The sequence below is a fragment of the Lichenihabitans psoromatis genome, from assembly GCF_004323635.1.
Classification (GTDB): domain Bacteria; phylum Pseudomonadota; class Alphaproteobacteria; order Rhizobiales; family Beijerinckiaceae; genus Lichenihabitans; species Lichenihabitans psoromatis.
Genome location: NZ_CP036516.1, coordinates 26,640 through 44,054, shown reverse-complemented (window position 1 = coordinate 44,054; position 17,415 = coordinate 26,640). Strand labels below are relative to the sequence as shown.

The following is a 17,415-nucleotide window of genomic DNA, read 5'->3' as shown; positions in this document are numbered from 1 at the left end:
AGCGGTCGCCGGCCCAACAACGAGCCCGCGTCGTCTTGAGCGGGGGGCAGCACTGTCGAGTGCGGTCTCACCCGCGTGGGTGGCAGACCTGCAGCACGCCACCGGAGGTGAGATCGTGACATTCAGCATCGTTGCCCGGTGCGCCCAGACCGGTATGTTCGGCGTCGCGGTGTCGTCCTCCTCGCCTGCCGTCGCGGCCCGTTGCGCGCATGCCCGTCCAGGGGTCGGCGCGGTCGCGACGCAGAACTTCACCGATCCGACCCTCGGAAGACGCGGCCTCGACCTTTTGGAGCGCGGCGCCACGGCGGACCAGGCGATCGCAATCCTCTCTTCGACGGCGAGCGACTCCGCCTTTCGGCAACTGCTGGCCGTCGGCGCGTCGGACGTGCCGGCCGCCTTCACCGGATCGTCCTGCATCCCGCAGACCGGCAGCGCGCTGACCGAGCACGCCGCGGCAGCCGGCAACCTGCTTTCTTCTCCGGAAATTCCTACCGCGATGACGGCGGCTTTCACGGGGGCGGACGGGCATCTGGCCAGCCGGCTGCTTCGCGCCATGCGAGCGGGCCTTGAAGCAGGTGGCGAAGTCGAAGCCGTCCGATCCGCCGGCATCCTGGTCATGAATGACGTACCATGGGCCATCGTCGACCTGCGCGTCGACTGGACGGACAAATGCCCGATCACCGAGTTGGAGCGGTTGTGGAGCGTCTGGGAGCCCCGGATGCAGCTCTATCTTGCGCGTGCCTTGAATCCAGCCCAAGCCCCGGTGTCCGACGAGCCGGTCCGCGTCGACACCGCAGGCTCATGAGACCTCACGACAGCTTGAGCATCCTGCGCGAGCTCACCGGCTTCCGTACCGTTAGCCATAACTCAAACCTCGACCTGATTGGCTTCATCGAACGTACGCTCGGCGGCGTCGGGATCGGCTGCACCATCGTCCCGAGCGCGGATGGCAGGAAAGCGAGCCTGTTCTCGTGCATCGGGCCGCCGGACGGGCCCGGCGTGATCCTGTCCGGACATACGGATGTGGTTCCCGTCGCGGGACAAGACTGGTCGAGTGACCCGTTCACCCTTCGCGTCGACGGCGGTCGCGCCTTCGGGCGTGGCGCCACCGACATGAAGGCGTTCCTCGCCTGCATGCTGAGGATCGCGATGATTGTGTTACGCCGCACGCTCGCAAAGCCCCTCATTCTCGCCTTCAGCTACGACGAGGAGATCGGGTGCGTGGGCGTCCGCCCCATGCTCGCGGCATTGGACCGGCTCCCGCGACGGCCGCAGCTGGCCATCATCGGCGAGCCGACCGGCATGGAGCTGGTGCTTGGACACAAAGGCAAGGTGATGGGCCGAGTGATCTGCAAGGGCGTTGGGGGTCACTCGAGCGATCCGGATTGCGGCGTGAACGCCGTCGAGATGGCGAGTGAGGTGATCGGAGCGTTCACCCGGGAGAAGGCAGCTCTGCGGGTCTCCGAACTTTGCGATCCGACCTTCGCGGTCCCGTTCACCACGATCCATGTCGGCGCGATAAGCGGCGGCGAAGCTCTCAACATCATCCCGGAGACGTGCTTGGCGCGAACTATACCGGCGTCGATCTGCGCTGCGAGGAGGCGGCGAGGGATTTGGGAGCGGGGCCGCTTTACACCTACTTCAAGGTCACCTTGCCCCAACTCAGGTCCGGTCTGCTGGCGGGGGCCATCTTCGTCTTCGTCGAAGTCATCGACAACTTCTCAGTCAATGTCTTTCTCGTCGACCTCCATGGCAACACGCTGCCGATCGCGGCCTACCAGCATATCCGGGATTTCGATGACCCGTTGGTTGCGGTCTTGTCCACTCTGCTCGCCCTCCTCACGCTCGCCCTGGTGATCGTCCTGGATCGGGTCGTCGGAATCGACCGCGTGGTCCGCTGATCGGCCTCGCTCGAATACATTGCGCCGTGCGCTTCGGCATCATCTCGGCGGGGCGCTCGACAGAAGTCTCACGCCTGCATTGGTATCGCGGAAACTGAAGTGCTCACGCCGCATGACTTCGGAGATTCCTTTTGGTCGGTTTGGTTATTTATCCTGTCTTCCGCAGAGCGATTGCTCCATCTCACCACTCGATGGTGAATGACACCTGCGCCCGGCCCACGAACGAATCGGGAGCCGGAAAGGAATACTCTGAATGTCAGTCGAAATCGTAAACACCCTTGTTGTGGGCGGGGGCCAGGCAGGCCTGGCCATGAGCGAGCACCTCGGCAAACACGAGGTGCCTCACATTGTGCTCGAACGGCACCGCATTGCCGAACGCTGGCGATCGGAGCGGTGGGACTCGCTGGTCGCCAACGGCCCAGCGTGGCATGACCGTTTTCCCGGTATGGTTTTCCCCGACGCCGATCCCGACAGCTTCGTTTCCAAGGACAAGGTCGCCGAATATTTCGTCGACTATGCCAGGATGATTAATGCTCCCATCCGCTGCGGAGTCGAAGTCAGGAAAGTGCGGCGGCTGACGGGCAGTCACGGTTTCGAGGTCGAGACATCGCACGGTTTGCTTCAAGCGCGGAACGTCGTTGTCGCGACGGGGCCGTTTCAGGTGCCCGTCAGGCCCACTATCGTTCCCGAGACCGCAAGAGTGACACAGCTTCATTCTAACGCGTACCGCAACCCCGGCTATCTGCCGGAAGGCGCCGTCCTGGTGGTTGGTGCCGGGTCCTCCGGAGTGCAGATTGCGGACGAACTCCTTCGCGCGGGCAAGCGCGTCTACCTCTCGGTCGGTCGGCATGATCGTTTGCCCCGGGCCTATCGCGGGCGCGACCTCAGCTGGTGGTTGGGCGTATTGGGCAAGTGGGATGCCGACGCCCCGGGCCCGAACACCGAACATGTGACGATCGCAGTGAGCGGCGCGGGAGGCGGCAAGACGATCGATTTCCGGCGCCTCGCCGCGTCGGGCATGATACTTGTCGGACGGACGGAAGCCTGTCGGGACGACACGCTCGTATTTGACGGCGGCCTCGCGAAGAACCTTGCGAGCGGAGACGTCTGTTATCTTTCGGTCCTGGACGAAGCTGATGCCTACGTGTTCAGCAACGGCATCGACCTTCCTGAGGAGCCCGGGGCCAGGACGATCGACGCGGATCCCGCTTGCGTGACTGATCCTATTCGCGAACTGAACCTAGCAGAGGCGGGCATCGCCTCGATTATCTGGGCAACGGGTTATGCTATGGATTACTCTTGGCTGGACCTCGACATCTTTGACGCTAACGGCCAGCTGAAGCAGCGGCGCGGTGTCTCGACCGAGCCCGGCATCTACTTCCTGGGCCTGCCGTGGCAGTCGAGCAGAGGATCGAGCTTTATCTGGGGCGTATGGCACGACGCCAAATACGTGGCGGATCGGATTGCCACGAAGGATACATATCTAGCTTATAAGCCGCCCGAGAAGCGGGAAAGCATTAGTCGCCCTCATATCCGAGTATTCTAGAACGCAACAAAGTTGTTCCGGCCTTTTCCCCGTCGCGGAACCGCGTCTTCCCACTGCTTGAGCAGCGCGGGCGTCGCGTACCATTGAAGCGGAAACTGGAACACAAGATGAGTCGCACGAAGCAACCGCTCGCGCTCGACCGGCACATCAATGAGTCCACCGGGATAGAGCGCGTAGATCTGTGTCACCTCCAATCCTGGGACGTCGGTCACCCCTCGCAGCAGAGCGCGGTTCGCGCGCGAAGTGTGGAAATCGGCATGTGCAAGCAGCAGCACGGTGGACATCCTGGTCTCCTGACAAAGTGTCAGAATAGGACCACGGTTGGCATTCTGCAAAATGATGTTCGTTATGGTAAGACATTCACATCGTGAAGCTTCGTCATATCGACCTCAACTTGCTCGTCATTCTTGATGTGCTCCTCGAGGAGGTGACCTGCCCCCATTAGGTGGCCCGGTTTAAATCTAATGCATTGTGGGCTTGTCTGCCACGGTTGAGCTGGCCGGCGAGGCGGGTTGGGTTTGCGCAGCTGGCCACACGACGGCGATCGGTGCTGGTGGCCGGTAGCCCAACGAGGAGTGCGGGCGCAGGGTGTTGTAGTGTTTGCGCCAGCCCTCGATGACGATGCGCGCCTCAGCGAGGCTGTAGAACAGCTCACCGTTCAGGAGCTCGTCGCGAAGCTTGGAGTTGAAGCTCTCGCAGTAGCCGTTTTCCCATGGCGAGCCTGGCTCGATGAAGGCCGTTTTCGCGCCGACCGCTGTGATCCAATCCCGCACCGCCTTGGCGACGAACTCGGGACCGTTGTCCGAACGAACATGCCCAGGCACGCCGCGCAGGATGAAGAGATCGGACAGGACGTCGATGACGTCGGTGGACTTGAGTTTCCGATCGATCCTGATCGCGATGCATTCCCGTGTGTACTCGTCGATCACGTTCAACATGCGGAACTTCCTGCCATTATGGGTGCGATCCTCGACAAAGTCGTAGGACCAGACATGGTCGGGGTGTTCTGGCCGAAGCCGGATGCAAGAACCATCATTGAGCCAGAGGCGGGCCTTCTTCGGTTGTCTGGCCGGCACCTTGAGCCCCTCACGCCGCCAGATTCGCTCGACACGTTTGACGTTCACGGCCCAACCGGTGGTCTCCAGCATGGCTGCAATCCTGCGGTAGCCATAGCGGCCATAGCGGGTGGCGAGCTCGACAATGTCGGCGGTCAACGACGCATCGCCAGTGCGGCCCTTCGGAACCTTGCGTTGCGTCGATCGATGCTGCCCCAGAACCCGGCACGCTATCCGCTCCGACACGTCGAACTTCTCGATGACGTGGTCAATGCAGCGACGGCGCCGGGCGGGGCTCAGTAGTTTCCCGAGGCAGCTTCCCTCAGAATGAGCTTCTCAAGCGTCAGATCCGAGACCGCCTTGCGCAGCCGCTCGTTCTCCTTCTCCAGATCCTTCAGTCGCTTCACCTGATCGGACTTCAGCCCGCCAAACTCTTTGCGCCAGCGATAATAGGTGAACGCCGTCACGCTGATGGTCCGGATCGCTTCCGCGACTGGGCGCCCCTGGGACAACAGCACGTCGATCCGCCGCATCAGCGCGAGATCGGCGGCCGGGACCGGGCGCGGCAGGTAGTAGATGCTGCCTCGGCTGATGCCGAGCTCTCGGGCCTGCCGGGCGACCGGCAGATCATGCGAGCGGTCAATCATCGTCTTGCGCTCGGCAACAGTCCGGCCTTGTCGAGCGCGCCTTCCAAAAAATCGTTGGCCAATGTCAGCTCCCCGATTTTGGCGTGGAGTGTCTTCACGTCGATCACCGGCGTTGCGGACGCGGCGCTCGGCTCCGATCCAAAGACGCCGGCAGCCCCGTCCAGAAGCTGCGAGCGCCACTGCGTGATCTGATTGGGATGCACGTCGAACTGCTGCGCTAACTCCGCCAGCGTCTTCTCGCCACGCACAGCCGCCAACGCCACCTTCGCCTTGAAGGCAGGGCTGTGATTCCGCCTGGGTCTCTTCGTCATCGTCTCTCCTGATCGCAGCCATCCTGGCCGCCTTCAGGCAGACAATCCACTCAGCCCGCTGTGCAGATTTGCCGAGCCACCTCTGTCCGCGATCTTGCGCTGTTCGAGTTCACGTCGCTGACGTTGGCACGGCCCGGAATGATCGGCGGCCGCCGCATCCCGCCGCGCCGTGTTGAGGCCGTTGCGTCAATCCTCTTCGCCGTCTTTGATCCCGTGCTACCACATAGTTGGCGCATGATCCCTGCGCGCAGTGTCGCCTGCGCCCTGTTTGAGAACGCCCTCGCTCCCCGCGTGGGTAAGACGATAATCGGCGGGCGCGAGTTAGCGCTGTAGCCTGAGCGGCAAATGCAACTTGATTCAGTGACCCTTAGTTTCGTCGAAATCTCGACGGGCCCGCTCGACGTGTTGAAGGTTTTCAGCCGCCCACACCCAAACGCCGCAAAATGCCCCTCCAAGACTCATGCCGAGACGGGTGAGCTTGTATTCTACCTTTGGCGGAACCACGGGATACACAGTACGTATCAGAAGCCCATCTCGTTCCATTTGCCGTAGGGTCTGCGTGAGCATCTTTTGACTAATACCCTCGACCAACTCACTTAAGCGAGTAAATCGCAGCGTCTCTTTTTCGGCGAGCGCCTCAAGAATGAGCACCGTCCACTTATCAGCTACTCGGCCAATAAGATTATTTACTAGAGCCTCAATTCTGGGGTCGATGTCTTCAGGCGGCTCAAGAGCGGCATAGGCTTTCGCAAGAGCTATCTGCTGCTCGGTGAATTGCGGAGCCTTGGGCACGTTATACTCTCTTTCAGGTAAGTATGGCACTTTCGAGTGCCTTCTTTCTATTCGATCGTAAGCTCCTATCTAGATGCAATCAGGACCGGCGGCTATCAAAAATCGTCTTGTATGGAGGCTTTTTATGAAACTGACCCAGAAGACAATCTTAATCACGGGTGGTACGAGCGGCATTGGTCTCGAGCTGGGAAGGCAACTGCTCGCCAAGGGCAACACTGTGATCGTCACCGGCCGCGATGCAGCCAAGTTATTTTCCACAAAGGACGTATTGCCCGGCGTTCACACTGTGCAGAGCGATGTCAGCGATCCGGATGCAATAGCGGCGTTGCATGAGAGCGTGCTCGCGAAGTTCCCGACGCTCGACGTACTCGTCAACAACGCTGGTATCATGCGCAACCTCAACCTCAATCAAAGTCGCGACTTGAGAGACGTGACAAGGGAAATTGAAACTAACCTAAGTGGTCCAGTGCGCATGGTGCAGCAGTTTCTGCCACATCTTAAAAGTCGACAAAATGCAGGGATCATAAATGTGTCTTCAGGCCTTGCCTTCATCCCGTTCCCGCTATCGCCGGTCTATAGCGCGACTAAGGCAGCCATCCATTCGTTTTCGCAAGCTCTGCGCATCCAATTAGCCGGGACGAGCGTGACCGTCATCGAGTTGGCGCCGCCGGCCGTTGAGACACCTTTATTCCGTGGTGAATTTGCAGAGGAAGCGAAGGGCCAGACGGCAATGGATGTAAGGACTCTTGTCAAAAAAACCATCATTGCCATTGAGGCCGGACAGCTAGAAATACGCCCTGGCTTAAGCAACGTACTGAAGGCCATGAGCCGGATAGCTCCTAACTTCATGCTGAACCAGATGGCCAAAATGGGAAAACATAAAACTCAAAAACCGGCTAATTTTGCGCGAAACTCTTGAACTTCGCACGAACGTCCGACAAGCTCAGCATAAGTGTAATGCTGTGATTTATTCGGGCGCACATGGTCCTATAGAACGGCCGCAGCACGGACCGGGTTCCCGTCTGCGACGGAGCTTCTGGCACCGGTTTTTTTGTCGAGCAGCTTTTCGAGTTCATCCAGAGCAGCTTGTTCGCGGTACTTGCCGTCCTTCTCCTTGCGAGCCTCGTAAAACTTTCCGGTGACATTAGCCATCTCCGGGGCAGTTGCCACCCACAACAGCGTATCCGCACCCTTTTCGGGTGTCGGCCATGAAACTGATCATGCGGATCAGACGGGTGACGAGGCCGGAAGTGTTCTGCATTAACTCGGTTTTGACAAAGCCGGGCGAGACGGTATTTGCGACTACGCCGCTCCCCTCAAGGCGCTGCGCCAGCTTCCAGGTCATCATGCGGAGTGCCTGCTTAGACTGGGAATAGGCCTTGAATCCAGTATACTTGCGTCGTTTCCAATCTTGGTCGCCGACATCGTAGCTTCCGGCGAAGCCGGAGGTCGTGTTGACGATACGCGCCGGCTTACCCGTGTGTAACTGCGGCAACAGAAGGCTGGTCAACAGGTGCGGACCCAGGACATTGGTCGCCAGCGTCAACTCGTGACCTTCTTTGGTTTCTCCGCGCTCGCTGAACCAGGCTCCCGCATTGTTGACCAGGAGCTGCAATGCCGGATGCGCCTCTCCGACGACGGCCGCAAACCCGCGCACTGATTCCATGCTGGCAATGTCCAGCGGCAGGACTTCGATTTTGCCACCACCGGGCTTGCTGGAAAGCGCCGCGCTCAAGGCCTTGCCTTTATCGACATTGCGGACACCAATGATGATCGTTGCACCATTGCGCATCAGGTCACTCACGATTTCCTTGCCGATACCAATGGTCGCGCCCGTAACAACTGCTATTATACTTATGTTATCACCATCTCTGTTGTCTCCACACCTGTATCAGCACAAATCTATATTGGATCAAAGTATTAGGATTATTCATTCATAATACCATTAGTGTCATAATGGTCATTATTTTATAACTGATCAGGGGATCCTAGTGAAACTGTCCGAGTATCAGCCCCCCGGCGAGACTCGAACGCCAACCTATAGTCAGATCACCACGGAAGTACCCCTAATGTGGCGTGCGTGAACGTGCCGGTTGGCCCATACGGGCCTAGCAGTGCCAGGCGCACGGCTTCGGCCGCGCCTTCCTCCACCGTATCCGTGCCTTCCGGGCTCATCCGCGTCTTGGTGTAGCCGGGGGAGACGGCGTTCACCTTGATGCCTTCGGCCTCAAGCTCAATCGCCATCGCGACCGTCAAGCCGTTAAGCGCGGTCTTCGAGGCTGAATAGGACGCGTTGAACATGGCGCGCAACGGAGAATTCGGGTCGGAAGCCAGTGTTAGCGACCCGGCTCCGCTAGAGACGTTGATGATGCGGGAATGCGGTGTGTTCCGCAGGATCGGCAGCATCGCCTGATAAACGGCGAGCACGCCGAACACGTTCGTGTCCCAGACAGCGCGCATTTCATCGAGAGAGACGACGCTCGGGCGGGTCGCGGCCACGTACTCCTGAGGGGTTTGCGCGTGATCGCCGGTCGTCGTGATCGCCGCATTCTGGATCAGCACGTTGAGGCGGCCAAATTCCTGGCGAACGCGGTTTGCAGCCGCAGCGATTGAATCCGAATCGGTCACGTCCAGCTGGATCGCCACGGCATTTGGTCCCAGTTCTTTTGCGGCCGCCTCGCCGTGCTTGATACTGCGCGACCCTACGAGAACGGTGAAGCCCTTGGCCGCAAGTTCTTTAGCGATCTGGAGGCCGATGCCCTGATTGGCGCCGGTTATAAGAGTGATTGGGTTGGGTTGCATGGTAATCTCCTGATTGTCAGCGCCAGAATATTTTGGTACCCCGGTGCAAGCGGAGCGTAGCTCCCTATACATACGGAGCAAAGCTCCGATTCACAAGGCGATTGTGTTTGAACGCCCGACCAGATGACCAGAACGCCGGTACGTCGCAGAAAGAGGGCGGCAAACGCCGCTTGCGCGCCGACGCTAAGCGAAGCGTTGATGCGATAGTTGCGGCAGCGAAAGAACTGTTCGCCACGACGGGGGTGGATGCCACGACGCGTGAGATTGCCGACCGGGCAGGCATTGGCATGGGAACACTGTTCCGTCGGTTTCCCCAACGGGCAGACCTGATTGCCGCAGTCTTTCATAGTGAAATGGACGCCTGCGCGGGAGCCGCGACGACCCTTGCTGCGGAATATCCGCCGGCCGAAGCGTTGGCGAGATGGATGCTCGTTTATGCCGAGTTCATCGCGACCAAGCGAGGTTTAGCCAAGGCACTTAGCTCCGGCGATCCGGTGTTTGTCGGCTTGTTCGTCCGCTTTGATCAGATTCTTCGTCCCGCCGCTAGGATCCTCTACAAAGCTGCTGAGGCAGCCGGACAAGTGCGGCCTAACCTAGATGCTACGGAGATACTCTGTGCGGTGACGACATTGTGCATGTCAACATACGACGGAAAGCCCGACCACGCAGGCCAAATGGTTGCAATTTTTGTGGAAGGACTTCAACTACAACACTGTTGCGGACGGCCAGTTTACGCCTAATCGGCCGCTCGGTGCGCATATGATCGCGCTTCGCCCAGCCGACGATCTTGCGCGTGGCGAGGTCGAGGACCGCGGCGAGGTAGAGCCATCCCTCTCCGGTGGCGATAGAAGTGATGTCCGCCAGCCAGACGGTGTTCGGAGCCGTTGCAGCGAACACCTGTACGGGGCCCCCCTCTGTAAGGGGGCCCACATGTCAGTTGATGACCCGTGGCTCTCCGACGTCTGCGCCTGACGGATCCAGCCCGAACGCCTTGAGGTAGCCCGCGATCGACCCGTCCTTGTGCATCGCCACAATGTCGGCGTCGATCGCCGCCCCGAGCGAGGTGTTGGCCTTGGTGTAGAGCAGGTTGCACTGGGCGGCCTGGATAGAGGCCTGCACGCGGGGATCGGGTTCGGACACCTTGATGACGAGGCCGGGATAACTGCCTTTGTTCTGCGCGTAAACGCCTGTTCCATAGCTGTCGACCCCGATCTCTACCCGTCCAGCCTCGAGATCCTGGGCCAGGGCGACTGGATTGGGATAGAGCTTGAAGTCGCTGCCGAGCAGCTTCTTGAACTCGGCGACCCATAGAAATCCCGACACCGTGCCGACCTGCTCGCCCATCATCGCCGCCACGGTCGTCCGGCCGCTCTTCGAATAGATGCAGGGCGAGGAGTGTGCAAACCTCGGCTCGCGCGTCATCCGCCTCGAGCTGCGCATGGAACTCGAAGATGTCGCCGACCTTGTTGTCGCGCATTGCCTTCATGCCTTCGTCCCGAACCTTGGCATAGAGCTGCGCCTGGGCAATCCAGCCGACGAGGAGGTAGAGGTCGTATGGCAGCCGTGTCCATAGGACGAAGGGGTTCTGCGCGGCAAGGACCTGGGCATTGGTGATCCCGAGTTCTCCCAGCCTGTCGATCTCGTCGCCGTCAATGCCGTCGATCATGAGGAGGTTCATGTTGGTCGGGAAGAGCGGCCGTCCCGGATCCACCTTGTCGCCGATGACGTTGGCTTAATTGAACGCCCGCCGCGCGATCGCGACGAGGAAGAGGTTCGGCGACAGGCCTGTGGCGAAGCCCAGCAAGATGACGGTGTCCGGTCTCGTATCGCTGAAGAGCAGGTGCATGACGTGCCGCAGGACGGCGGCGACCAACCCGGCGGAGATGATCCATGCCGAGTAGAAGTGGAAGGAGATGGGGTAGATGTCGTTGTTGTTGATTCGAGAGAGCAACCTAGAGATGATGCAGACATAGGCCCCGACGAACGCGTAGGCGATGCATGTGAAGGTTCCCGACTGGTATCTGGTGATCTCGGGATCGCCAGCGGTCTTCGCGACGACGTCCATGCCGCCGAGGACGATGCTTTTACTAGAATGGATGCTTTCGACGTCGTAGGCGATGAAGACAGCGAGGCTGCAGATCACCACCGTGATGCAAAAGCCGGACATCGGCATCCTGTAGTCTTCGCTCGTGACCGTGGCCGGCCGCAGCGAATAAAGCGCCGCGAGCGCGGCTGCATAGTACGCGGTCTTGGCGACCGGGCGGCCGGCGAGGCCCGCGAGCTTGGCTCGCTGCCTCGCTTTCGAGGTTGCCTGTACGAAGCCGATGATGAGCGGGAAGCTCGCCAGCATCGTCGCCACGGCGATGGCCATGAGCGGGGCGAGGGCTTTCTCCCAGCGCGGGGGGAGCCGATCGCCATAGACGGCCAGCGCCGCTGCGATGGCGACGATGGCGATGATCAGGGTCGCTAACGTAGGTTTCGTGAGTGGGCTTGCCGGCCCCTCGCCGCCTGGTGGGGCCGGCGACGCATGGATTGCGTCGGCGGGGGGAGGGGGGTCGTAGGTGGGCATTCTTGGATCCTCGCGGATTCTCGAGCCCCTCGCTCAGCCGGCGAAGTGCGTCGTGAGGCGCTTGGTCAATGCCGCCTGGACCTTCGAGGCGGCCTCGGACTTGGTGATCTCTCCGTCGCGGTTCGCGTCCAGACCGATGTTTTGAAAGTAGGCGAGGCTAGGCTTCGAGAACAGCACGGTCCCGTCCGGCTTGCCCACGGCCGTCGGCAGAAGGATCGCCATGTAGAGGTCGGGCAGCGTCCCCATCCGGCCCTGGAACGGCAGCAGGTACGCCAGGACGTAAGCGAGTTGGCTGACCTCGGTCATCGCAGCGAGCGATTCGACGGTGGTACCAAGGCCGATCGCCGTCGAGGGCGTGAACTGGATGAGCCCGGTCGCTAGCGAATGCGGGTTCTGGCTCTTGGCCGAGAACGCTTCGCCGGTCTCGAACGCCATCGCTGCCATGAGGTGGCTCGGATCGCAGGCGAGTTCCGATGCGATATCGAGGACCGCAGCCTTGAAAGCGGTGGGGACCGCTGCCCCCCACGCGATGCATCCGGGGCCCCCAGCTGCTGCCGACGGGGCCGAAGCGACAGGGGCCCCGATACGGTCCTGCAGCACCGCGAAGGGGGTCTCGCCGCGCATCGTTGCGGCGGGCACATGCTTGCCGATGAGGGCAATTGGCCTCTTCGTGACCGAATTGCCGACGTTCCCCCCGATGACCCAGATGGCCCCCTGGTCCACTGCGACGACGAGATCGCAATGACCCAGGTACCGGCCCCCTAGCTGATGATCGAAATCCAAGCCGGGTTGGCGCGCCCAGCAGATAAGGTCGCCGACGGCTGGCTCGCGTTCATCGAGTCGGTATACCCAAAAGCCGCCTCCGGCCCTGCCGGACTGCCTGTCGCGGATCGCCTGCGCGATGTAGACGGAGTGCTCGGTCGAATACCTGAAGCGGTCGCCGGCGCCTGCCGCTTGCATGATCCAGGAGATGAAGGCGGCGGACCAGGGAACGTCGTTCGTGCCGCTCAGGCCATGGGTGCCGGTTCCCTCGACCCAGTAGTGGGCGATGCGATCTGCGTAGACGGGCTCCGCTTCCTTGTGACCTTGCCGGATGGTCCTTCCGGCAAGGTCGCGAATTCCTGCTGCCCGAAGAACGTCCATTGGTCCTCCGCGACCTTGCCTAGCGCCGTCACGAAGGGCGGCGGGACGGAAGGGCTTTGTGCGGGAGCAGCAGGGGGAGCGCAGGGGCGACCGGGGCCTGCAGGCCCCGGTCGCCCCTGCGCTCTCCGCCTTGCGCTGTGCAGCAACCGTGTAGAGTCCGTTCGACTGTATGCTTACCAGACCGTCGAAACCGGCAAGATCCAGATCGGCGAGCGTGCTCGGGAGGTCCTCACCAGGAATGTCGAAGAGCGTATCAGGCTGCATGATGTGGCTTCCCGCTCAAGCTGGCAGGATCTCAATCCGCTAGGCTGAGATCCTTGATCATTTGGCGCTGCGCGTCTTCGTGGTCCGCGCGCATGAGCGTCGGAAGACCGTCGATGCCGTTGGCGGCCATCCACCTCCGAATGGAAGAGAGTACCGACGGATGGGCCCTGATATCTCGCTCGATGGCCGCCGCGGGTGCCGCGGGCGCTGGGCCGGGCCTGAGCGGGGCTGGACCTGCCCTGCCGGGCGAGGCGGGAACCGGTCTGGCCGGAGCGGGCGTCGGCACCGGCGCCGGTGCGCCGGCGGATGGTCCCGCCTCCGACGGTATTCCAAGGTCTGCGACGAGCCTCTCTTGATCCGTCGCGTAGGCGTTCGACCGGGCGAAGAAGGGCAACGGGATCGTGATCCCGTTGCGATTCAGCCAGTTGTCGATGGTCTGCCTGCGGGCGGGGCTCGATCGCCAATACGCCAAGATGCTCGGTCCCAGGATGGTGGCGCTGAACCGGGTCGATACCGCGGCTTCCTCGATGGCCGTCGCAGCCCGGAGGCGCGCGCCAAAATCCTCAGAGGCGCCGATCAGCGCGCCGGTGATCGTGCCGGCCCGGTAGTAGGTCTCGACGTCGCTGAGTGCGAGCTCGAGCGGGTAGTCGGCGATCGGGAATTGCAGCCGTCCGAGCACGTTCGCCCTGACGAGCTTGCGCTGCGCGCGCATCTGTTCCTGCAGGAGCGCCACGGTGCGGTCGACAAGCACGTCCTTGTTGTAGGCCTCTCCCACACCGGCCAGGCCGGCCGCCGTGGTCGCCAGGATCTTTGCCTCCTGGCCGCCGACGGTGGCGGCGGCCGACGTCAATCCGCTCGTCGCGAGTGTGCCGAGGAAGCCCTCCTCCTGGCTCTCGCGGGTCAATTTCGCCTCGTAGTCGAGATACAGCAAGTCGATGCCACATCTTGCCCAAAACGATCTGGCTGCGGAGGCCGCGGCGCTCGGTTTCGCTGCCCGATTGGAAGTAAGCGGCATACGCCGCGGGTCCCGAAATCGTTTTGACGAGGCCTTCCTAAGCGTCGATCGGCAGGGTCCGATCGGGTGCACCCTTCAAGGATCCTGCGCATGACGCGATGATCAGGCTCAGCGCCACAATTGGGACGGACCATAGCCGTCGCATGATCGACATCGCATCAGCCCCCCGCTCCAGAAATACCGTATCCAGTCACATCGCCGATGGAAAGATAATTATGGCTTCTTCGCGGCAGCCTTTGCAGGTTTTTATGGCGGTACTGGCACCTTAAGCGCCGATCTAAACGCCGATGCACTCATAGAGCAACGGGAATGCACAATAGTCGTAACCAGCAATGGAAATGATCTGCATATTAGGCGCGCTGAATGGTCAGGTCCGCGGCGCAGTCGGCTTTGGCCGGCATCCGGATCACGTAACGCCCCGGGATTATGGCCTTGACTATCTCCAGCACTCGTTCCGGTGTGGCTGTCCGAGCCATTCACCGATGACGACGGCAACCTGTCCTCTCATTCCCGTCTTTGAGAACGGCCAGCCGGTGCTCCGTCGTGAGGCCATCGCGCGTCCCGATCGCATGATCGAGCATCTGGCCGGCCTCGATCCCGTCCAGAGCGCGCTCGACCAGGTTGCGCATTGCCTCGGCACCGACGTGGTCTCCGAAGTGATCGGCCGCGCCCGCCGCATCGTCCGCAGGCCCGGCAGGAATGATGTCGACCGCCTCGTCGTCGAAAACCGCCCTGGCTCGGCCAGGCAAACCCACCCCAAGCGGGGAAGAGGCCAGGTCGCGCGCTTGAAGCTATCCAAGGTCGCGGAAGACCTGGCCCCCTGCCGGTTCAGCGGATCGCGCGCGCTTCAAACCACCCGGATGACCTGTTTCCCGCGGCGGCCGCCGATTTCCATCGCACGGTGGGCCTCGGCGATATCGGACATAGGATAGACGCGATCAACGATCGGCTTGATGGCTCCGTTCCTGACGTAGTCGGCGAGGTCGGTCAGCAGCCTGGTGTCGGGTTTGTCGCTGAAGAAGCGCACGCGCCGCGCGCCGTGAACCCGGGACCACGCGATGTAAGCCATCGACATGAGCGGGTGCTCAAGGTCAGGAACGATGGCCATCATGCGCCCCCCGGGTACGAGCAGACGTCGCCAGGCGCTCGGGTTGCTGCCTACCGTGTCGAGGATGACGTCGAAGGCGTCGAGGTCGGCTGGAGCGGTCACAGCATAATCGAGCGCCTCGTCGGCACCGATCTCGCGGACAAAGTCGAGATTGGACGCGCCCGCCAAGCCGGTGACGTGGGCCCCAAGCGCGCGACCGAACTGGACGGCGATGCTTCCGACCCCCCCGCTTGCCCCGCGCACCAGCAGGCGCTGGCGTGCCTCGAGTTTCCCCCGGTCGCGCAGCGCCGTGATGACAGTCGAGCCGACGACGGGCAAGGCGGCGGCTTCGGCGGGGTCGAGCTCGATCGGGTAATGCGCGAGCTGCGCCGGCGCCACGCAGATCAGCTCCGCGGCGCTGCCGAGCTGATGCAGCGGTGTCACTCCCCAGACCCGATCTCCCGGCGTGAAGGGCGATGCTGCCTTCGCTGCGGTCAAAACTTCTCCCGCGAAGTCGACACCTATCCGCTTGGGGAACTTTCGCCCGGTGAACATCTTCAGCGCGCCGGAGCGGACGGCCACGTCGTAGCCGTTCACGCTGGTAGCATGGACGCGTACGAGGACCTCTCCTTCCTTTGGCGTCGAGGCATCGATCGAGGTCTCACGTAGCATCTCGGGCCCGCCATACTGGTCGTAGACCACTGCTTTCATCTTAGTCAAGGCAAGTTCCTTCAAAAATCTAGGGCGCTGACCGCCAGTTCGCTAGTCTGGAGAATGTCCCTGTCACCGTGGGCAGGCTCCTCGACCGCGACTATGTGATGACATATAACATGATGGCGAGCGTCTCGCCCGTCAAGGTAGAAAGTGATAGTTTATCACATGGCCAGTCGTCGGAACCCCGCCGCCGGGGATCGCCAGCGCTACCATCACGGCGATCTCCGCCGCGATCTGCTGCGGGTCGCGCGCGAGGAGATCCTCCGACACGGCGCTCAAACGGTGTCGCTGGCCTCGCTGGCGCGCCTTGCCGGGGTCAGCCAGCCGGCGCCTTACCGTCACTTCACTGACCGAGACGCGCTGTTTGAAGCCGTTGCCGCTGAGGGATTCGAAGAGCTCGTGGTGACATTGGCTGCGGCAATGTCGGATCGCGCCCCGCTCGACGCGGTGAAGGCGATTGCGCGTGCTTATGTGACGTTCGGGGAAGCCAACACCGAGATCTACCGGCTGATGTTCGCCTCGCGCCTCACCCCGGAAGCCAAGGCGGGCAGCGACCTAGATGAGGAGTCCGGAAAAGCTTTCGGGATGCTGCGGACGGCGATGGCAGCTGTCTCGTCGCTGACAGACGCGGAAGACGAAGCCTACCTGCTCTGGGCACAATTGCACGGTCTTGTCATGCTGAAGGCCGACGGGTTTATCAATCGACCACTCTGGAAATTTGTAGAACTGCCCAGTTTGCTGAAAGATCGGTAACGACTTGAGCGAGCCAAGCCGATCCTGAACCGGCCTTGCATTCGGGATGGATTGATATAGAGCTGACCGCTTTTGATAATACTACGTTATCGTTCACCTTTGTAACGCGATCGGGATGGCGTGCGCCCTCTTGATTGCTCCTGATTTGCGCTTCGCCGACGCGACATACTTACTGACCGTCGATGTCGAAATGTCCAAGATCTCGCCGCTTCGCCGCCGACCAGTTTGCTATCGGCCTGACTGGGGCAGGAGGTATAGCTGTGGGCCGAGCTGAAGGGTTGAGGAGATCGGCTTGTAGCAGGTGCAACACCGGATCCTCGAACAGGTACTCGCGGTCATTGTAGCGGCCGGCCTAGCTAGTCAGGCGGTACGTGCTAAACAACGACCATTAGCGCGATCTCCTTCATCGGCGTCCTAGCGCGTGGCACGAGACCGCCAAATAGCGACACGAGGCGGACCAGCTGCTGGCCGAGCTCGGCAGGCTACTCAGCGGCGGGATCGCGTCCACGAGGGCGAATGAGCGGGCAAAAAAGTCTTTTGGGGGAGGGCCAAGTTGGCGGCAGACGGGACCTCGCTGAAAGGTCGAAAAACAATAAAGAAGTCCGGATCGTGTCGGATTCGCATAATCAACATTATGGAACCTACAGTGATCTCACTGCGTGACGACGTCGACAACCTTTGGGCGCTACGCTCACTAGGCCGGGCGTAGTGGCCCCTTCACGAACAGCGAACCCATTCCTCTGCGGGCGGCGTTCCTTACATCAACTCCAGACAGATTGCTCCGATTAACTCAAAAGTAATAGAGACTTAGCCTAG

The 17,415-nt window shown here is 61.3% G+C and carries 17 protein-coding genes and 4 pseudogenes; 8 read left to right on the top strand and 13 right to left on the bottom strand.

The features are described from left to right. Positions 1-115 precede the first annotated feature (115 nt). The 4 genes and pseudogenes from EY713_RS21820 to EY713_RS21805 all read left to right on the top strand — a co-directional run bounded on the left by EY713_RS21820 (position 116) and on the right by EY713_RS21805 (position 3,447). Positions 116-805 carry a DUF1028 domain-containing protein gene (locus EY713_RS21820; protein WP_131120145.1) on the top strand — a complete coding sequence of 230 codons (690 nt, stop codon included), beginning with the start codon at positions 116-118 and terminating at the stop codon, positions 803-805. Then, positions 802-1,500: pseudogene (locus EY713_RS23630) on the top strand (M20/M25/M40 family metallo-hydrolase); the annotation flags it as partial. The gene EY713_RS21820 and the pseudogene EY713_RS23630, both read left to right, overlap by 4 nt. A 56-nt stretch (positions 1,501-1,556) precedes the next feature. Continuing rightward, positions 1,557-1,901: an ABC transporter permease gene (locus tag EY713_RS23275; RefSeq protein WP_245573062.1), complete on the top strand. Its 345-nt coding sequence runs from the start codon at positions 1,557-1,559 to the stop codon at positions 1,899-1,901. Between the two features lie 253 nt (positions 1,902-2,154). Beyond that, complete coding sequence (locus EY713_RS21805; RefSeq protein ID WP_131120141.1) at positions 2,155-3,447, top strand: flavin-containing monooxygenase; 1,293 nt, start codon at positions 2,155-2,157, stop codon at positions 3,445-3,447. Here the strand turns inward: EY713_RS21805 and EY713_RS21800 are convergent. The 4 genes and pseudogenes from EY713_RS21800 to EY713_RS21790 all read right to left on the bottom strand — a co-directional run bounded on the left by EY713_RS21800 (position 3,444) and on the right by EY713_RS21790 (position 6,252). Further along, complete coding sequence (locus tag EY713_RS21800; protein WP_131120139.1) at positions 3,444-3,731, bottom strand: NAD(P)H-dependent oxidoreductase; 288 nt, start codon at positions 3,729-3,731, stop codon at positions 3,444-3,446. The two genes, EY713_RS21805 and EY713_RS21800, sit on opposite strands and share 4 nt — an antisense overlap. A gap of 177 nt (positions 3,732-3,908) precedes the next feature. Continuing rightward, positions 3,909-5,035 (bottom strand): IS3 family transposase gene (locus tag EY713_RS21795; protein WP_131120303.1). Its coding sequence is split into 2 segments (ribosomal slippage): positions 3,909-4,813 and positions 4,813-5,035, totalling 1,128 coding nucleotides; the frame shifts between segments, so codons are not numbered across the junction. Then, a pseudogene (locus EY713_RS22905) lies at positions 5,015-5,460 on the bottom strand (transposase); the annotation flags it as partial. The gene EY713_RS21795 and the pseudogene EY713_RS22905, both read right to left, overlap by 21 nt. A gap of 357 nt (positions 5,461-5,817) precedes the next feature. Further along, a complete protein-coding gene (locus tag EY713_RS21790) occupies positions 5,818-6,252 on the bottom strand; it encodes a winged helix-turn-helix transcriptional regulator (RefSeq protein WP_131120137.1) in 435 nt (144 codons plus the stop codon). A gap of 124 nt (positions 6,253-6,376) precedes the next feature. On the opposite strand from EY713_RS21790, the gene EY713_RS21785 reads away from it, so the two are divergent. Further along, positions 6,377-7,171: an SDR family oxidoreductase gene (locus EY713_RS21785; protein ID WP_131120135.1), complete on the top strand. Its 795-nt coding sequence runs from the start codon at positions 6,377-6,379 to the stop codon at positions 7,169-7,171. A 68-nt stretch (positions 7,172-7,239) separates the two neighbouring features. On the opposite strand, the gene EY713_RS22900 is transcribed toward EY713_RS21785, so the two are convergent. The 3 genes from EY713_RS22900 to EY713_RS21775 all read right to left on the bottom strand — a co-directional run bounded on the left by EY713_RS22900 (position 7,240) and on the right by EY713_RS21775 (position 9,054). Beyond that, positions 7,240-7,404, bottom strand: a complete 165-nt coding sequence (locus EY713_RS22900) for a hypothetical protein (protein ID WP_165491245.1) — start codon at positions 7,402-7,404, stop codon at positions 7,240-7,242. Then, positions 7,397-8,056: an SDR family NAD(P)-dependent oxidoreductase gene (locus EY713_RS21780; protein ID WP_245573061.1), complete on the bottom strand. Its 660-nt coding sequence runs from the start codon at positions 8,054-8,056 to the stop codon at positions 7,397-7,399. The genes EY713_RS22900 and EY713_RS21780 overlap by 8 nt, the downstream gene beginning before the upstream one ends. A gap of 245 nt (positions 8,057-8,301) precedes the next feature. Then, complete coding sequence (locus EY713_RS21775; protein WP_131120132.1) at positions 8,302-9,054, bottom strand: SDR family NAD(P)-dependent oxidoreductase; 753 nt, start codon at positions 9,052-9,054, stop codon at positions 8,302-8,304. Positions 9,055-9,161: 107 nt separating this feature from the next. Between EY713_RS21775 and EY713_RS21770 the strand changes: the two genes are divergently transcribed. Continuing rightward, entirely contained in the window at positions 9,162-9,794 is a 633-nt protein-coding gene (locus tag EY713_RS21770) for a TetR/AcrR family transcriptional regulator (RefSeq protein ID WP_245573060.1), read from the top strand. A 31-nt stretch (positions 9,795-9,825) separates the two neighbouring features. Here EY713_RS21770 and EY713_RS21765 read toward each other — a convergent pair. The 5 genes and pseudogenes from EY713_RS21765 to EY713_RS21745 all read right to left on the bottom strand — a co-directional run. Next, positions 9,826-9,954 (bottom strand): annotated as a pseudogene (locus tag EY713_RS21765) (DDE-type integrase/transposase/recombinase); the annotation flags it as partial. A gap of 33 nt (positions 9,955-9,987) precedes the next feature. Continuing rightward, complete coding sequence (locus EY713_RS21760; RefSeq protein ID WP_165491244.1) at positions 9,988-10,476, bottom strand: type 2 periplasmic-binding domain-containing protein; 489 nt, start codon at positions 10,474-10,476, stop codon at positions 9,988-9,990. A 310-nt stretch (positions 10,477-10,786) separates the two neighbouring features. After that, positions 10,787-11,623 carry a hypothetical protein gene (locus EY713_RS21755; protein ID WP_131120128.1) on the bottom strand — a complete coding sequence of 279 codons (837 nt, stop codon included), beginning with the start codon at positions 11,621-11,623 and terminating at the stop codon, positions 10,787-10,789. Between the two features lie 33 nt (positions 11,624-11,656). Continuing rightward, the gene (locus EY713_RS21750; RefSeq protein ID WP_131120127.1) at positions 11,657-13,030 is read right to left on the bottom strand and encodes a DUF2272 domain-containing protein; all 1,374 of its coding nucleotides are present in this window, start codon (positions 13,028-13,030) and stop codon (positions 11,657-11,659) included. Between the two features lie 31 nt (positions 13,031-13,061). Then, entirely contained in the window at positions 13,062-13,961 is a 900-nt protein-coding gene (locus EY713_RS21745; protein WP_131120125.1) for a hypothetical protein, read from the bottom strand. Between the two features lie 494 nt (positions 13,962-14,455). Between EY713_RS21745 and EY713_RS23270 the strand changes: the two are divergent. After that, positions 14,456-14,788, top strand: a pseudogene (locus EY713_RS23270) (hypothetical protein); the annotation flags it as partial. A 104-nt stretch (positions 14,789-14,892) separates the two neighbouring features. Here EY713_RS23270 and EY713_RS21735 read toward each other — a convergent pair. Then, positions 14,893-15,843 carry an NAD(P)-dependent alcohol dehydrogenase gene (locus tag EY713_RS21735; RefSeq protein WP_131120299.1) on the bottom strand — a complete coding sequence of 317 codons (951 nt, stop codon included), beginning with the start codon at positions 15,841-15,843 and terminating at the stop codon, positions 14,893-14,895. Positions 15,844-16,011: 168 nt separating this feature from the next. Here EY713_RS21735 and EY713_RS21730 point away from each other — a divergent pair, with 168 nt between their 5' ends. After that, complete coding sequence (locus EY713_RS21730) at positions 16,012-16,599, top strand: TetR/AcrR family transcriptional regulator (RefSeq protein WP_207388328.1); 588 nt, start codon at positions 16,012-16,014, stop codon at positions 16,597-16,599. Positions 16,600-17,415 lie beyond the last annotated feature (816 nt).

Coding starts and splice junctions, on each gene's coding strand:
- EY713_RS21805 (WP_131120141.1), top strand. CDS start 2,155: ATGTCAGTCGAAATCGTAAACACCCTTGTTGTGGGCGGGGGCCAGGCA.
- EY713_RS21800 (WP_131120139.1), bottom strand. CDS start 3,731: ATGTCCACCGTGCTGCTGCTTGCACATGCCGATTTCCACACTTCGCGC.
- EY713_RS21785 (WP_131120135.1), top strand. CDS start 6,377: ATGAAACTGACCCAGAAGACAATCTTAATCACGGGTGGTACGAGCGGC.
- EY713_RS22900 (WP_165491245.1), bottom strand. CDS start 7,404: ATGGCTAATGTCACCGGAAAGTTTTACGAGGCTCGCAAGGAGAAGGAC.
- EY713_RS21775 (WP_131120132.1), bottom strand. CDS start 9,054: ATGCAACCCAACCCAATCACTCTTATAACCGGCGCCAATCAGGGCATC.
- EY713_RS21760 (WP_165491244.1), bottom strand. CDS start 10,476: ATGACGCGCGAGCCGAGGTTTGCACACTCCTCGCCCTGCATCTATTCG.
- EY713_RS21755 (WP_131120128.1), bottom strand. CDS start 11,623: ATGCCCACCTACGACCCCCCTCCCCCCGCCGACGCAATCCATGCGTCG.
- EY713_RS21750 (WP_131120127.1), bottom strand. CDS start 13,030: ATGCAGCCTGATACGCTCTTCGACATTCCTGGTGAGGACCTCCCGAGC.
- EY713_RS21735 (WP_131120299.1), bottom strand. CDS start 15,843: ATGAAAGCAGTGGTCTACGACCAGTATGGCGGGCCCGAGATGCTACGT.
- EY713_RS21730 (WP_207388328.1), top strand. CDS start 16,012: ATGGCCAGTCGTCGGAACCCCGCCGCCGGGGATCGCCAGCGCTACCAT.